The organism is Providencia alcalifaciens DSM 30120 (assembly GCF_000173415.1).
In the GTDB taxonomy this organism is placed as follows: Bacteria; Pseudomonadota; Gammaproteobacteria; order Enterobacterales; family Enterobacteriaceae; genus Providencia; species Providencia alcalifaciens.
The window spans coordinates 65,056-78,903 of record NZ_ABXW01000074.1; the positions used below are offsets into that span (position 1 = coordinate 65,056).

Consider the following 13,848-nt stretch of genomic DNA (forward strand, 5'->3'; position numbering starts at 1 on the left):
GCAATAAGCCATCTGTTCTTAATATGATTAATTACTTAATTTCATCAATAAAGCTTACTGCATAACCAATATAGTTTGCCGGTGTCATGGCTTTTAGGCGCTCTTTTTCACTTTCTGGCAGTGCTAAACCATCGATAAATTGCTTCATGCCTTCGGCGGTTACGCGTTTACCTCGAGTGAGCTCTTTTAATTTTTCATATGGTTTTTCAATGCCATAACGACGCATAACAGTTTGAATTGGTTCTGCTAACACTTCCCAGTTTTGATCTAACTCATCCAGCAAGTGTTGTTCGTTAACTTCTAATTTGTTCAACCCTTTCATCGTGGATTGGTAAGCGATCAGTGCATAGCCCAAACCGACACCTAAGTTACGGAGAACTGTCGAGTCAGTCAGGTCGCGTTGCCAACGGGAAACAGGGAGTTTGCTTGCTAAATGACCTAATACCGCATTGGATAAACCTAAATTACCTTCTGAGTTTTCGAAGTCGATAGGATTCACTTTATGTGGCATGGTGGATGAACCAATTTCACCAGCAATGGTTTTTTGCTTGAAGTGGTTTAACGCAACGTAGCCCCAGATATCACGGTCAAAATCCAGAACGATCGTATTGAAACGCGCAACACAATCAAACAGTTCAGCGATATAGTCGTGTGGTTCGATTTGGGTTGTGAATGGATTCCATTTAATGCCTAGTGAGGTCACGAAAGTTTCACTAAACTCGTGCCAGTTAACTTCTGGGTAAGCGGCAATGTGTGCGTTGTAGTTACCAACGGCACCATTGATTTTACCTAAAATTTCGACTTGCTCTAACTGGCGATATTGGCGCTCTAAACGGTAAGCGACGTTTGCAAATTCTTTACCAATAGTTGATGGTGTTGCTGGTTGTCCGTGTGTGCGAGAGAGTAACGGTAACTCACGATATTCGTGAGCCATTGCTTTAACTTTATCGATGATTTGACGCCATTGTGGCAGTAAAACGTCTTCACGAGCGGTTTTCAGCATTAATGCATGGGACAGATTGTTGATGTCTTCTGAAGTACAAGCAAAGTGAATGAACTCAGAAACGGCATGCAGAGCAGGAATATGGGCTACTTTTTCTTTCAGGAAATACTCGACTGCTTTAACGTCGTGGTTGGTTGTACGCTCAATTTCTTTGATACGCATTGCATCATTTTCGCTGAAATTCGCGACGATTTCGTCTAAGTAAGCGATTGCGTCAGCATCAAATGAAGTGACCTCTTTGATTTGAGCGGTTGCCGCCAGTTTTTGCAGCCAGCGAACTTCAACTTGCACACGAAATTTCAGTAAGCCAAACTCACTAAAAATAGTGCGTAAAGCGCTGACTTTATCACCGTAACGGCCGTCAATCGGGGATACAGCGGTCAGTGAGGATAATTCCATTGGTAGCAACTCCAGATTTTATAGGTGAGACAAAATTTGTTTCGCCTGATTAGACAGACGGCTTCGAGAAAACATGAGTTGGAGGCGGCTGCCACCAACCTGTTGCCAAAGAACTGCACAGCGAATACCTGCGAGTAATGTGGCTCTAACTTTGGCTTGGACAAGGGTATTTTTCAGGATGTCAGGGGAACCCGTCACTTGAATTCGCGGACCTGCTGGACTGACAACATCCACATAAATACCCGCTAATGCGTTGAAAACACCTTCAGACATTGGCTCAAAATAGCTGGCTTGACGTTCAAGCTGCTCAATTCGCTGACCAAGTTGTTCCATTGCCTTGTCATCTTTACTTAAGCGGCGCTCTAGCGCCATGATGCTGAGCATATAGCGGGTCATCTCCGCAGAGATCCCGCTATTACCACCCGTTAACATTCCCATTAGGGCGGTTAAACCAGTTTTTAAATTCGCTTCATCATTACCAAATACATCCAACGTGGTGGATGGATTCATGTTAGTCAGGCAATCTACCATGGTTTTACCATCTTGCTCATTATATGAGCCCTCATGGGCTAGCTTTTGTACCATTAGACTTGCTTGACAGATACCCGCTAACGCAAGCGTGATATCGTAATAGTTTTTAGCCACATTTACTCCTGAATACGGGCTTCAATAACGCCGCCACCAAGGCAGACTTCGTCGATATAAAATACCGCAGATTGTCCCGGTGTAACAGCAGCAACCGGATAATCAAAAATCACTTGGATTTTTTCGGCACTCAATGGGGTTATTGTGCAAGGGATATCCGCTTGGCGATAGCGGGTTTTCACCACACAGCGTAATGGCTCAGTCAGAGGTTGTCTATCGACCCAATCTAATTGCTGAGCAATTAAGCCCACGGACATTAAGCGTGGATGTTCATGACCTTGTGCAACAATCAATTGATTGTTTTCAACGTCTTTATCCACCACATACCAAGGTTCCTCAGAACCTTCCTTTGTTCCGCCGATACCTAAACCTTTGCGCTGACCTAATGTGTGATACATCAATCCTTCGTGCTGACCAATAATTTCACCATCAACGGTAACAATCGGACCGGGTTGAGCAGGGAGGTAGCGACCAAGGAAATCACGGAATTTACGCTCGCCAATAAAACAAATCCCCGTAGAATCTTTTTTCTTTGCGGTGACGAGACCGATTTCTTCCGCAATACGGCGAACTTCTGGTTTTTCTAATTCCCCAACAGGGAATAAACTTTTTGCAACCTGTTCGTGGCTGAGCGTGTATAAGAAGTAGCTTTGGTCTTTATTGTTGTCTAATCCGCGTAATAACTGGCTTTTGCCATCAACATCACGGCGACGAACGTAGTGACCTGTTGCAATGTAATCTGCACCAAGATCTTCTGCGGCAAATTCTAAGAAAGCTTTAAATTTGATCTCTTTGTTACACAAGATATCCGGATTTGGGGTGCGTCCTGCTTTGTATTCTTCTAAGAAATGTTCGAATACGTTATCCCAATACTCGGCGGCAAAGTTGATGGTGCGAAGCTCAATACCTAGTTTGTCACAGACAGCTTGAGCATCGGCGAGGTCTGTTGCCGCAGAGCAATATTCCTCATCATCATCTTCTTCCCAGTTCTTCATAAACAGCCCGATAACCTGATACCCTTGCTGCTGGAGCAAGTAGGCGGAAACGGAGGAATCAACACCACCGGACATACCGACGATGACTTTAATTTGGCTGTTATCTGATTTGGTACTGTTATCTGACATGGGAAATAGTCTCAATGCGGAAAAATCAAGCCCCATACTTTAGCACGTTGCCCCCTTATTGCACCAGCGTTAGGAAAATAATGTTACTCGTAATGATGACCAAAGGCGGCTAAAACGCTTACAGGGTGACTGATGCCTTCTTGGAAACAGCGCAAACTTTGGGCAACTAACGGTGAGCGAAGACATTTGCTGGTTAGAATTTCATCGGCAGTGACCCAGTGACAAGCGCTAATATCGTCATCATGAGGATGAGTTTCACAAGGGGCATCGAGTTCGAGAGAAAATAAGAAACGAATAAATTGCGTATTGTCGGGGGCAATCCACTGATGAATTTTGATTAAATTTTGAGGTTCGCCTACGATACCTGTCTCTTCATAAAGTTCACGCGCAGCCGCTTGCAGTAGTGTTTCATTAGCCTCAAGGTGCCCTGCGGGTTGGTTCCAGGTTGGCTTATTATTGACCCATTCTTCTACCACTAAAAAACGATCTTGGGCATGAACAAGGGTAGCAACAGTAACATTTGGTTTAAACAACAGTGACCTCCTTCCATTCGCCGGAAGATAAGTTATTGAGTGTAAAACTTCCCATGGAATAACGTATTAATCGTAGTGTAGGAAAGCCAATATTGGCAGTCATCCGGCGAACTTGCCGATTCCGTCCTTCATAAAGCGTGATCTTTAACCAACTCGTTGGAATGTTTTTACGCTCCCGAATCGGAGGATTTCTGACCCACAGCCACTCCGGTTCATCGACTCGCTCAATCCCAGCTGGTAAGGTGGGACCATCATTGAGTGTCAATCCTTGACGGAATTTTGCGAGAGCGGTTTCATCGGGAACGCCTTCTACTTGAGCATAGTAGACTTTCCCTGTTTTTTTCTGTGGTTGGGTAAGTTCTGCTTGTAATTTTCCATCATTCGTAAGCACTAACAGACCCTCACTATCCCTATCTAGGCGTCCGGCAGCATAAACATCAGACACAGGAATATAATTTTTTAACGTTTCACGACCTTGCTCATCAGTAAACTGAGGCAGCACATCAAAAGGCTTATTAAAAATAATCACTTTCCGCGGCTGAGAGGCGCGTGCAGATGTATTCGTTGCAAGTGAACGACGTCGTTTGGAATGCGAAGTTAAGTGTTTGGTGCGGCTGCGATTAGGTGTATTCATCGTACTGTATTGAGAGTCATTCATGTCATGTGCAATAGGATAACGATATTTTGATAATAAAGTAAGGCTGCACCTTTGAAGAGTGAATCAAGCAGTGTAATGAGGTTGATCCGTTTTTTAACATTTCAATGATTCATTTATTTCATTAATAAACAGTTTGTAAATCTTAAGTTACCGTAGCATTTGATTATTTATTTTAATCAATTTTGATTAAATTTAGGTTATTAAAAATTCATTCGAAATCATTGTGATGCTGACTTTACTTCATTAAAACCATTAAATGCTAATAATTTAATTAAACCTATTAAATCATAGAGATAATATGGAAATATATTAATTTCTGTGAGCAGTACGAATGTTTAAATGAGATATTTTAGATACACTACGGAATATAGCGATTAAACGCTTACGGAGGGATTTGACTGAGTTTTTAACTTTTTCAAGAATTAATAATCTTTTTCAATGGATTGATTTTGTTAAGTTTATTTTGATTGTGTCGAGTGTCTGGGCACATAAAAAATGCGTTAAATGCGATCTGTATAAAAGCTTAGTTTAGTAATCATTGGCGTTCGACGCAGATTGCAGTAGTATTGACAGGTCTCTTACAAAAAATTAACAAGCAAAATACGCAAGTGAAGGAGAGGTTAATGGATAGCAAAGTAGTAGTTCCGGCAGAAGGCGCTAAAATTACCATTGATGCAAAAGGCAAATTACACGTTCCGAATAACCCAATTATCCCTTTCATCGAAGGTGACGGTATTGGGGTTGATGTTACTCCTGCAATGCTGAAAGTTGTTGATGCAGCAGTAAAAAAAGCCTATAACGGCGAGCGTAAAATTTCTTGGATGGAAATTTATACGGGTGAAAAATCCACACAGTTATATGGTAAAGACGTCTGGTTACCACAAGAAACTCTCGATTTAATCCGCGACTATCGCGTTTCTATTAAAGGTCCATTAACCACACCAGTTGGTGGCGGTATTCGTTCCCTCAACGTTGCTCTTCGTCAACAGCTTGATTTATATATCTGCTTACGTCCTGTACGTTACTACAAAGGCACGCCAAGCCCAGTTAAACAACCTGAACTCACTGACATGGTTATTTTCCGCGAAAACTCGGAAGATATTTATGCTGGTATTGAGTGGAAAGCTGGTAGTGCAGAAGCAGATAAAGTGATTAAATTCCTGCAAAATGAAATGGGTGTAACGAAAATTCGTTTCCCTCAAAATTGCGGTATCGGTATTAAGCCATGTTCTGAAGAAGGGACTAAACGTTTAGTTCGCGCTGCGATTGAATATGCTATTGATAATAGCCGTGACTCAGTGACTTTAGTTCATAAAGGCAACATTATGAAATTCACTGAAGGTGCATTTAAAGATTGGGGTTACCAGTTAGCACAAGAAGAATTTGGCGGTGAATTAATCGATGGCGGTCCATGGGTTAAAATTAAAAATCCAAAAACAGGCAAAGATATCATTGTTAAAGATGTTATCGCAGATGCATTCTTACAGCAGATCCTGTTACGTCCAGCAGAGTATGATGTTATTGCGTGTATGAACCTGAACGGTGACTATATTTCTGATGCATTAGCCGCACAAGTTGGCGGTATCGGTATTGCACCAGGTGCAAACATCGGTTCTGAATGCGCACTATTCGAAGCAACTCACGGTACTGCACCTAAATATGCAGGCCAAGACAAAGTGAACCCAGGTTCTATCATCCTGTCTGCAGAGATGATGCTGCGCCATATGGGTTGGGTTGAAGCGGCAGACTTAATCGTTAAAGGTATGGAAGGCGCAATCGCGGCTAAGACTGTAACTTACGATTTCGAACGTCAATTAGAAGGCGCTAAATTACTGAAATGTAGCGAATTCGGCGACGCAATCATCAAACACATGTAATTTATTACGTAGTGTGATTAATAACGGGAGCCTAAAAACTCCCGTTTTCTTTTTGTTTAAATGAACTGCTCCCCAAAACTCCCCCCAAAACTCCTCCCCAAAATAGCTCAAAAAGCAGGCTATTCAAATGGCAACAATTTGCCATTCCTTTCCTCGATCATCGTTATATTTATCCGTCATTTTTTGAGACTTATGCCCAAGTAGTTTCTGAGTATTAATCCCTTGTTCTCGATATAGTCTTTCAGATAAAGAACGTTGCTCATGAAAAGATGGTGCTGATTTTTCAGCCCAAGTTAACCCACATTTATCTCTAGCCTTCTTGAATGTTGTTGTTAATGTGTTTGCTGTAACTTGCTCACCTCGCTTGGCTTGTGAGGTTGTATGACGATAATGTATTAGGTATGGGCTAACAACAGAATCTCGACATTGAGAAATAACTTGTTTAAGCGTCATGTTAATTGCGTCGCATCGAATTGAGAGAGGTATTGCTAATTTAGATCCAGTTTTCTCTTGTTCAATGTGTAACATATCATCCCAAATATCTGAAAATTTCATTTTCACGATATCACCAATCCGTTGACCGGTTACAATCGCTAGAAGCATACCGCATTGCAAATAAGGTGGATGATTTTCTGCTTGTGCATAAATGACCTTCCACTCATCAAAATTTAAGCGCTCCCTTTTAATTCTATTTCTAGGTTGTTTGGTTGCAAGAGCAGGGTTATAACCAGGAGGTACATGACCAAAATGTTGGGCTTCTTTAAATACATCAATTAAAACCATACGAACCACTTGAGCCATTCTGTCGTGTCCAAGCATTTTAACTTCATCGATAATTCTCGATATCTCTAATGCGGTAATATCCTTAAGAGATAGAGTTCCACAATGCTGTCTAAATAAATTTAAGGGTTTAATTTTTTGTTTATATGAGTTGAACTTAAGTTCTTGAGCATCAAGTCTATCTTTTTGCACTTCGAGATACTTATCTATCCAATTAGTTACGCTGATACCAAGCTTTTTATTTTTAATACCAGAAAGGCGGTCATTAATACTTAAAATTTGCTTTGTTTGTTGCTCTGCAATAATGGTGTTAGCTTGAGACGCAACCTGCGCAGCTTCTTCAGCATCAGTGCCAAGGCTATGAAATGTGCCTGTTAATGGGTGCTTATATTGCCAATAAACTTTTCCATTTCTTTTATCTAGTTTGCAATATAAATTTGGAACAGTGATATTATGAGAACGAGGTCTTGCTGCCATCTGATAAGATCCTTAGCAATTTTTCATTTGAGTGGTTTGGTAATTGAGGTGTTGAAATAACCCCTACATACCTTGAATCACGATCTATCATCCACCGTTTACCTACTTTTAATGCCGGTGGAACCATCATATTTGCTTTGGCATACTTAATTAAAACTTGCTGGCTAGGAGCGTTATCACCAAATTCTAGTTGAGCCCATGTCGCTAGGTTAATCATTCTAGACATCATAGCCTCCTGTGATATTTCTTTTCATTTTGGTCTTGCCTCATCATTGATAAAATAGCTTTATCTGCAGTTTTACATGCATTTCTTATTTCAGCCTCAGTGCATGGTCTATTTTTTACACTTGCAGCTAACTTACCTAATTTAATATCAAATTCAGTTAATAATTGTTCCCCGGATACCCAAGAAATTAATTGTGGTTCTTTCATGGTGGTTACTCATTGGTTTTGAATAAACCACCATGTTAATTATTACTAAAAAACAAAACTGATTAAGCTTAATCAATTTTTATCAGGTATAACCGAGTCTACCGGGTAACACTCTGCGATTTTTCCTTTGCCAGCTTCAATTTCCCTATCGATTAAACAATTAATTTCATTAGGATAGATATAGCCATATGGCTCAAACTGACAATTCATTGCACTACATATTAGTAAAAATAAACCAAACATTATTTCCCACCTTGTTGTTTCGATACCGGTGGCTGTATTTCAATTTTGATATTTGCCGGCAAATCGTAGGAGACTTTGCAACGGCGATCAGTTGAAATAAAACCGTACGATCCATCAGGTAAGATAATTTTCACTTCCTGGTCTTTTTGATGTACATGTCTTAGCATTGGTCTTGCCCCTTATTTTCTATGCTTCTAATTGCAATTTTAATTTTAGCCAATTGCAAGATAGCCGGTTTATATTCAGCTGATACACCAGAAAAGAAGCGGTTCATTACTCCATGCTCTGGTTTAGTGATCATCATTAAATTCTCAATGGTACAGTTTAATGGGTTGCCATCTATGAATTTGATAACATGACCTTTGGGTATCTTTCCGTTACTCTTTTCCCATAGCAAAATATGTTTAAATTTCCACTTGCTCGGTAAGCCTATTTTTACTTTGATATATCCAGTTGTAGCTATGACTTCTGCGCCAATTTCATGGCGGTTATGAGGAATATGATTCTTTTTAAAAGATCCTGAATTTGCCCCCTTTAAACCCTTAATACCTTTATTGGCGGGTATATGACCTTTAATAAACACTCCAGACCTACCAGTTTTCAATTTAAGGCTTTTACGTAACCCATTGATCATGTCTTTTGAGCGAGTGGTACCAAACTGGCTATTAAAGTTAATGGTGAGTTGAGGGAGCGATAATAGGTAGTTTTTACGCATCCAATCACGCATTTCTTCGTTATAAGAAAATCGGCTCATTTTTTAACTTCCAGATAATTAGGGGCGTCTTTAATACGTCCTTCACTAGCCATACGCTTAACACTAATCGCCAACTGCCCATTATTTACAATTTGTGATGCAACTGCGGATAAAGCCTTTGCGCGTCCAATTTCCTCTTTAAGTTCTTCCCCTTTAAGATCTTCATCAGACAGCCTTTCCAATTGCATGAACAAGTAGTTATGTAAATCTTCTAGGTTATTTTTCATAATAAATACACCGTGACATGTCACGTTAGTGAATAACTGCCGTTGATGTTGGGTAACCAAGCTGAAGTAATACGGCTTTTTTTACCATTGATAGCGTATGTTCTTCTTGGGTTGTCACATGCTCAGTTGTATCTGTAGACCACTCTACGCTGCACTTATTGCTTGCTTCATCGTGAGTAATAATCACTTCAAGTTTCATAGCCATAATGTCTCTCCTGATAATGCGCCCAGTAATGGGCGCTATAGGTATTAACGAACCATCAATGAACGGTCACCAGTTTCCAAGTGAGCACCGGGAACGTCGATGCCGTTTTCGATAGCCTCTTTAATGGCTTTTTTGTCGGGTGCCGTAATGGTTTGAACATCGACTAGCTCATTAGGCAGTGCATCTTCATTATCAATGATGACTCGAACAACACCAGCGCGAGCCGTGAATGTGTTTTTAGTTGTTTTTAACTTGTCCAAGCCTGAAGTTAACAAGCAATCCAAGGCATATTTTTTCAGGCTCTTAACCTGATTTTCGAATGACTTTTTACGGTCTGCCAGACGTTTGGATTCTTCATCCAGTGTCTTGGCTTGCCCTTCTAAATTACGGGCATGAAGCATAATTGCATCGAGCTTATCGCCTAGTTCACCTTCGATACCAACCAACGTATCGGCGATATCTTCCGCGGTAAATTCACCAGTTTCGACGAGTTGTTGTAATTTGCTGTAGTCAGCAGCCATTGCAATAGCAGTTGTTTTGGTCATTAGATTGCCTCTTCTTTTTGTTTCAGTTGGTCTAAACACTCATCTTCAATTTCTTTTAATCTGCGAAGACGACCGTTTAAATATTTTTCATATTCAGTATCACCACGTTGTTTAGCTAATTTAGCGTGGGTTGAGATTTCACGGGTAAGGGTTGAAGTAATACCACGTAATTCGTTTGCGGTGACAGCACTGCGCATAGTCTCAGTGTGTCGAGTGAATTTCTCGTCTAACTCTTTACGAACGCGAGTTGTATCTTCGGCATTGTCTGTCGCTGCTTTGATTTCATACTCGAGTTTATTGCTTGCAACATATTCAGGGTTATCGTGCATTCCCATAAACACATCAGAACTGAATCCAAGCATCGATAATGCTTTCTTAATTGCATCGGTGAGTGATTTTTTAATTACTTCACTGTCGACTTTGATACCGTAATTAGTTTGGTATCGATAAGGTGTGGCGCCGTAACTTTCGAATTCACCGCGTAATCCACGTTCAGTGTTGTACCAGAACTTAATTTTGAGTGAATGGTTCTGTTCACAAAATAATGAACCATCACTATCACGTAAAAATTTAGTTGCCACTTGTTTATTACGTTCATCGAGAACAGGTTCTACGAGTGGCTTTCCATCAATGAACTTTTCTTCAATAACTTCATATCCCCATCCTTCACCGATAGGACCAAAGATTTCAGTCGCACGCATAAACATGTAAGTGCTGTTAATGCTGGTACCAGTAAATCCCATCCCCTCTAAAGGCTTGGTAAATCGTGCGTCAGTGCGCTGTACGCGCTTCCAAATGCTGAGGTGGTCGTTATTGCCTTCGAGTACTTCAGCGATAACTGTTGCACGATGTTCAAAATCATCTTGCTCAGCAATGACAGTGGAAATTGGTTTAGTAACCGCTGGTGTTTCTTTAGTTTCAATAGCAACGCTCTCCGGTTCTTTTTCTTCTTTAGCCGGTGTTTCTTTTTTCTTGTTGCTGCGTCTAGTTTTTTCTTTGGTAACGGGCTCTTTGGGATCTTCATCATTAGCCGGTTTAGTACCTAAGTTATCAACTGAAAAACGACCATTACCTAAGGATGTTACTTTTGGATTTTCGGTACCAAGTTTTGCATCGATAAACGCTTTACGGGCATTGGCATCATCAAATAATTCAGGCTTCTCTCGTGCCTCAGTCACTAATGCAAAGATGTTTTCGCGCGGTATATCGAGAACGCTAGGGAGTGTGCGCAAGTCCATTGATAAACGTTTCCATGCTTTATCTTCAGCTGCCATTAATTCTTTAGCTTTACGGATATCAGCACTACGGATAGCGTCAAAATCAACATCACCAATTAATGCAAGGGCAACCTCCATATCAATCGTGGCGTAGTCACGTTTAAGAATTGACTCATCGTTTTCACTTTTTGTTGCGGAGATCACTTCCGGCTTAGGTTCTTCTTTCAAATAACTTTTACCTAGGGCGGTAGCATCTTCAATGGTGATTTCATCATCAGCGAACTCAGAAACGGCTTGTGCAATTTCGATAGTTTGTTCTGCATCCATCGTGCATACAGCACTGATTTTAGCCAGCCCTTTACCGATATTACGGATTTTTGGCTGATCGCTACCTTCGTGCACGAATTTGATGGCTTGGCTATATTCCGCATCTGTAAACTGAGTCTTGCCATATAGCAGGGTTGCAGCAATACGAACCATTGGCGCTAATTTATTAAAGTCTTTATAAACGATAGGCTGCCAGCTAGTGCCGTTAAATTCATTTTGAGAAGCAAAGGCTTCATCAAATTCACCGATGGCAGGACGAGGAGACCCCAGAGTATCTTCACAGATCAACGGCTCGTCAGTATTGAAGCTATCCATAGATTCTGGATAAGCTTCTGACAGTTTGATCATTGCTGATGCGCTAGCTAGCTTTTCGTTAGTTGCATTTAAAGCGATAGTTAATGGTACCGCGCCATTTGTACGAGCCTCAGACGTTGGCTCAAATACACAGATAAAAGTTTTCATTGGTCTTGCCTCTTAATAAGGGATTTCTTCGTCAATTTTAGAAATGGGCTTGCCTTCTAAACAAAGCAGCATCTGGATCTGGTCTTCCAGTAAGCTGGACTTCACTTGCGCATCAGTAAGTATTTTGTTTTGTTCTGCGCGTAAGGACTCAATTTCAGCATTCACTAACTGTTCAGTACTTAGCTCTTGAAATGGAATTTCAACGGTATGCTCAGATACAACGAAACCTAAACCTGACTCCATATCGTATTTGAATGGGAGTGGTCGGTATCGATATGAACCGTCGAATTGCTTTTGTGCATGAATGTAAAGGGTGACACTTAGGGTTTTAGGTTGTGCTTTCATAGCAGCTCCTTTAAAATAACTGTGATCAGTGATTTATCATTGGTCTTGCCTCTTCTAGCGTTTGGTCGCGCTAGTAGAATTCTCGGTTAGCTTTGGTCGGCGACCCGAGGTAAAGGAACCCACTTCGGTGGGTTTTTTTACGTCTGTAAATCAATGCCCGTCTTTCCGAGCTGTCAGGTCTTGCCTTGTAGATTTGGTCGGTAACTAATTAAACTCCCTGGTATTGCAAAAATTCACTGTTATGTCGTGGTAATCTTGAAAGGTCGCGATGAGAGCTTTGGTTCTCCTCCGACATAACATCAAAACTAAATTTGGTTTGAACACCTGACTAAACACTTGCTGTGTTGTTTGTCTTGATGGAATAAATATTAGCAATGCTATTTTTAATGTCAATAGCATTGCTAATTATATTAGACGAAAAAAAACCGCATATATATGCGGCTTTATTTAATTACTTGATTTTACTAAGCAAAGTCAATCATTTTGATCGGGAGAGATTTTATGACTTTACCAATAATTTTAAGGTCATGCATTTCTGACTCTTCAATATAAAAGGTTTCATATGCAGAATTATCAGATTTAACAGCTAATTTTTTCCCTTTAACCCTTTGTAATCTTTTTATAAATAAGGCATTTTCAAAGCTAAACACATAAACACCGTCACCATCAAAGTATTCATTATGAGTATCAACAAAAACAACATCTCTAGGATTAATTGCGGGGGACATACTATCACCAGTGATATTAATCATTTCTATACCCTTGAGACTTTTACGACCAAACAATTCAAATACCTTCTCTGACGAAAATTCAATTGATCTTATGGTGTCTGGAAACTCATTATTCATAAACCCACTAGGTCCAGCTTTTGCGTAGATATCAAGTAACCTTAGCGTATTGTGCTCATTGCGGGTAATTAAAGGGGAATGCTCAGCAACACTAGCTTGTTTATTAGAACGAACATAGTCTAAAAGCGCCTTTAACTCAGGGTTTATATCTTCTGGTTGTACTTGCAGAAGAGCCGCAAACTTTAGGGTTGTATCGGTATTCAATGCAGTTCTTCCGTTAAGATATTGACTTACAGCACCTTGCGTGGAAAAGCCTAAAGCCTCCGCGGCTTTCTCTTGTGTTAAACCGAGAGTATCCCTTTTTGCCTCCCAAATCGTTTTTAGATTATGAGCGGCATTCTTGTCGACATCAGATATTTTTCTAGTCATAAGCATTAGTTTATTTGTATTGCTAATATTTTTCTAATAGCATTGCTATTGATTTATTAAATTAGCATTGCTAATATTGTTGTTATTCAAAAGGAGATAGCAGATGAATCTAAGTTTATATTTAAAAAATCAGAAGATTAGCCAATCCGAGTTTGCTCGAATGGTTGGCGTTACTCAGGGTTTTGTTAGTCAAGTAATCGCTGGAAATTATGTCCCAAGAGGGAGAAAAGCCATTGAATGGGCATCCAAGACAAATTGGTTAGTCACTCCCCATGAGTTAAATCCAATTGATTACCCTAACCCATACGATGGGTTGCCAAATGAAACTCAAGTATTTCAGGTATCAAGTTAAAAAACTGATTATTCATAATCAATTTT

At 40.3% G+C, this 13,848-nt stretch carries 18 protein-coding genes; 2 read left to right on the forward strand and 16 right to left on the reverse strand.

What is annotated here, in order from left to right:
* Positions 1-31: 31 nt before the first annotated feature.
* From purB to rluE, 5 genes are all read right to left on the reverse strand, one after another.
* Positions 32-1,402 carry an adenylosuccinate lyase gene (purB, locus tag PROVALCAL_RS18300; protein ID WP_006660840.1) on the reverse strand — a complete coding sequence of 457 codons (1,371 nt, stop codon included), beginning with the start codon at positions 1,400-1,402 and terminating at the stop codon, positions 32-34.
* Between the two features lie 18 nt (positions 1,403-1,420).
* Positions 1,421-2,047 (reverse strand): high frequency lysogenization protein HflD, encoded by a 627-nt coding sequence (hflD, locus tag PROVALCAL_RS18305; RefSeq protein WP_006660841.1) that lies wholly within the window; start codon positions 2,045-2,047, stop codon positions 1,421-1,423.
* 2 nt (positions 2,048-2,049) lie between these two features.
* Positions 2,050-3,171: a tRNA 2-thiouridine(34) synthase MnmA gene (gene mnmA / locus PROVALCAL_RS18310; protein ID WP_039862435.1), complete on the reverse strand. Its 1,122-nt coding sequence runs from the start codon at positions 3,169-3,171 to the stop codon at positions 2,050-2,052.
* A gap of 83 nt (positions 3,172-3,254) precedes the next feature.
* Positions 3,255-3,704, reverse strand: a complete 450-nt coding sequence (locus tag PROVALCAL_RS18315; RefSeq protein ID WP_006660843.1) for an NUDIX domain-containing protein — start codon at positions 3,702-3,704, stop codon at positions 3,255-3,257.
* Positions 3,697-4,338, reverse strand: coding sequence for a 23S rRNA pseudouridine(2457) synthase RluE (gene rluE / locus PROVALCAL_RS18320; RefSeq protein WP_050788092.1), 642 nt, complete (start codon positions 4,336-4,338; stop codon positions 3,697-3,699). The genes PROVALCAL_RS18315 and rluE overlap by 8 nt, the downstream gene beginning before the upstream one ends.
* Positions 4,339-4,985: 647 nt before the next feature.
* On the opposite strand from rluE, the gene icd reads away from it, so the two are divergent.
* The gene (icd, locus tag PROVALCAL_RS18325) at positions 4,986-6,239 is read left to right on the forward strand and encodes an NADP-dependent isocitrate dehydrogenase (RefSeq protein WP_039862415.1); all 1,254 of its coding nucleotides are present in this window, start codon (positions 4,986-4,988) and stop codon (positions 6,237-6,239) included.
* A gap of 123 nt (positions 6,240-6,362) precedes the next feature.
* On the opposite strand, the gene PROVALCAL_RS18330 is transcribed toward icd, so the two are convergent.
* From PROVALCAL_RS18330 to PROVALCAL_RS18375, 11 genes are all read right to left on the reverse strand, one after another.
* A complete protein-coding gene (locus tag PROVALCAL_RS18330; protein WP_006660847.1) occupies positions 6,363-7,496 on the reverse strand; it encodes a site-specific integrase in 1,134 nt (377 codons plus the stop codon).
* Complete coding sequence (locus PROVALCAL_RS18335; protein WP_039862418.1) at positions 7,471-7,722, reverse strand: hypothetical protein; 252 nt, start codon at positions 7,720-7,722, stop codon at positions 7,471-7,473. Before PROVALCAL_RS18335 ends, PROVALCAL_RS18330 begins: the two co-directional genes overlap by 26 nt.
* Positions 7,722-7,928: a hypothetical protein gene (locus PROVALCAL_RS18340; RefSeq protein WP_006660849.1), complete on the reverse strand. Its 207-nt coding sequence runs from the start codon at positions 7,926-7,928 to the stop codon at positions 7,722-7,724. The genes PROVALCAL_RS18335 and PROVALCAL_RS18340 overlap by 1 nt, the downstream gene beginning before the upstream one ends.
* Positions 7,929-8,170: 242 nt before the next feature.
* On the reverse strand, positions 8,171-8,338 hold the full coding sequence (locus PROVALCAL_RS19815; RefSeq protein WP_006660851.1) for a hypothetical protein: 168 nt from the start codon (positions 8,336-8,338) through the stop codon (positions 8,171-8,173).
* Entirely contained in the window at positions 8,332-8,925 is a 594-nt protein-coding gene (locus PROVALCAL_RS18345) for an HNH endonuclease signature motif containing protein (protein WP_006660852.1), read from the reverse strand. Before PROVALCAL_RS18345 ends, PROVALCAL_RS19815 begins: the two co-directional genes overlap by 7 nt.
* Positions 8,922-9,152, reverse strand: coding sequence for a hypothetical protein (locus PROVALCAL_RS18350; RefSeq protein WP_006660853.1), 231 nt, complete (start codon positions 9,150-9,152; stop codon positions 8,922-8,924). The genes PROVALCAL_RS18345 and PROVALCAL_RS18350 overlap by 4 nt, the downstream gene beginning before the upstream one ends.
* A gap of 25 nt (positions 9,153-9,177) precedes the next feature.
* Entirely contained in the window at positions 9,178-9,357 is a 180-nt protein-coding gene (locus PROVALCAL_RS18355; RefSeq protein WP_006660854.1) for a hypothetical protein, read from the reverse strand.
* Positions 9,358-9,401: 44 nt separating this feature from the next.
* Complete coding sequence (locus PROVALCAL_RS18360) at positions 9,402-9,902, reverse strand: siphovirus Gp157 family protein (protein ID WP_006660855.1); 501 nt, start codon at positions 9,900-9,902, stop codon at positions 9,402-9,404.
* The gene (locus tag PROVALCAL_RS18365; protein ID WP_006660856.1) at positions 9,902-11,908 is read right to left on the reverse strand and encodes a hypothetical protein; all 2,007 of its coding nucleotides are present in this window, start codon (positions 11,906-11,908) and stop codon (positions 9,902-9,904) included. Before PROVALCAL_RS18365 ends, PROVALCAL_RS18360 begins: the two co-directional genes overlap by 1 nt.
* Before the next feature lie 12 nt (positions 11,909-11,920).
* Positions 11,921-12,253 carry a hypothetical protein gene (locus PROVALCAL_RS18370; RefSeq protein ID WP_006660857.1) on the reverse strand — a complete coding sequence of 111 codons (333 nt, stop codon included), beginning with the start codon at positions 12,251-12,253 and terminating at the stop codon, positions 11,921-11,923.
* Positions 12,254-12,717: 464 nt separating this feature from the next.
* Positions 12,718-13,470 carry a LexA family transcriptional regulator gene (locus tag PROVALCAL_RS18375; protein ID WP_039862436.1) on the reverse strand — a complete coding sequence of 251 codons (753 nt, stop codon included), beginning with the start codon at positions 13,468-13,470 and terminating at the stop codon, positions 12,718-12,720.
* Between the two features lie 103 nt (positions 13,471-13,573).
* Here PROVALCAL_RS18375 and PROVALCAL_RS18380 point away from each other — a divergent pair, with 103 nt between their 5' ends.
* Positions 13,574-13,822 carry a helix-turn-helix domain-containing protein gene (locus PROVALCAL_RS18380; RefSeq protein ID WP_006660859.1) on the forward strand — a complete coding sequence of 83 codons (249 nt, stop codon included), beginning with the start codon at positions 13,574-13,576 and terminating at the stop codon, positions 13,820-13,822.
* Positions 13,823-13,848: the final 26 nt, after the last annotated feature.

What these genes read in the sequence shown, in the direction of transcription:
- purB (WP_006660840.1), bottom strand. Translation starts at nt 1,402, where the DNA reads ATGGAATTATCCTCACTGACCGCTGTATCCCCGATTGACGGCCGTTAC.
- mnmA (WP_039862435.1), bottom strand. Translation starts at nt 3,171, where the DNA reads ATGTCAGATAACAGTACCAAATCAGATAACAGCCAAATTAAAGTCATC.
- rluE (WP_050788092.1), bottom strand. Translation starts at nt 4,338, where the DNA reads ATGAATACACCTAATCGCAGCCGCACCAAACACTTAACTTCGCATTCC.
- icd (WP_039862415.1), top strand. Translation starts at nt 4,986, where the DNA reads ATGGATAGCAAAGTAGTAGTTCCGGCAGAAGGCGCTAAAATTACCATT.
- PROVALCAL_RS18330 (WP_006660847.1), bottom strand. Translation starts at nt 7,496, where the DNA reads ATGGCAGCAAGACCTCGTTCTCATAATATCACTGTTCCAAATTTATAT.
- PROVALCAL_RS18335 (WP_039862418.1), bottom strand. Translation starts at nt 7,722, where the DNA reads ATGTCTAGAATGATTAACCTAGCGACATGGGCTCAACTAGAATTTGGT.
- PROVALCAL_RS18340 (WP_006660849.1), bottom strand. Translation starts at nt 7,928, where the DNA reads ATGAAAGAACCACAATTAATTTCTTGGGTATCCGGGGAACAATTATTA.
- PROVALCAL_RS19815 (WP_006660851.1), bottom strand. Translation starts at nt 8,338, where the DNA reads ATGCTAAGACATGTACATCAAAAAGACCAGGAAGTGAAAATTATCTTA.
- PROVALCAL_RS18345 (WP_006660852.1), bottom strand. Translation starts at nt 8,925, where the DNA reads ATGAGCCGATTTTCTTATAACGAAGAAATGCGTGATTGGATGCGTAAA.
- PROVALCAL_RS18350 (WP_006660853.1), bottom strand. Translation starts at nt 9,152, where the DNA reads ATGAAAAATAACCTAGAAGATTTACATAACTACTTGTTCATGCAATTG.
- PROVALCAL_RS18355 (WP_006660854.1), bottom strand. Translation starts at nt 9,357, where the DNA reads ATGGCTATGAAACTTGAAGTGATTATTACTCACGATGAAGCAAGCAAT.
- PROVALCAL_RS18360 (WP_006660855.1), bottom strand. Translation starts at nt 9,902, where the DNA reads ATGACCAAAACAACTGCTATTGCAATGGCTGCTGACTACAGCAAATTA.
- PROVALCAL_RS18365 (WP_006660856.1), bottom strand. Translation starts at nt 11,908, where the DNA reads ATGAAAACTTTTATCTGTGTATTTGAGCCAACGTCTGAGGCTCGTACA.
- PROVALCAL_RS18370 (WP_006660857.1), bottom strand. Translation starts at nt 12,253, where the DNA reads ATGAAAGCACAACCTAAAACCCTAAGTGTCACCCTTTACATTCATGCA.
- PROVALCAL_RS18375 (WP_039862436.1), bottom strand. Translation starts at nt 13,470, where the DNA reads ATGACTAGAAAAATATCTGATGTCGACAAGAATGCCGCTCATAATCTA.
- PROVALCAL_RS18380 (WP_006660859.1), top strand. Translation starts at nt 13,574, where the DNA reads ATGAATCTAAGTTTATATTTAAAAAATCAGAAGATTAGCCAATCCGAG.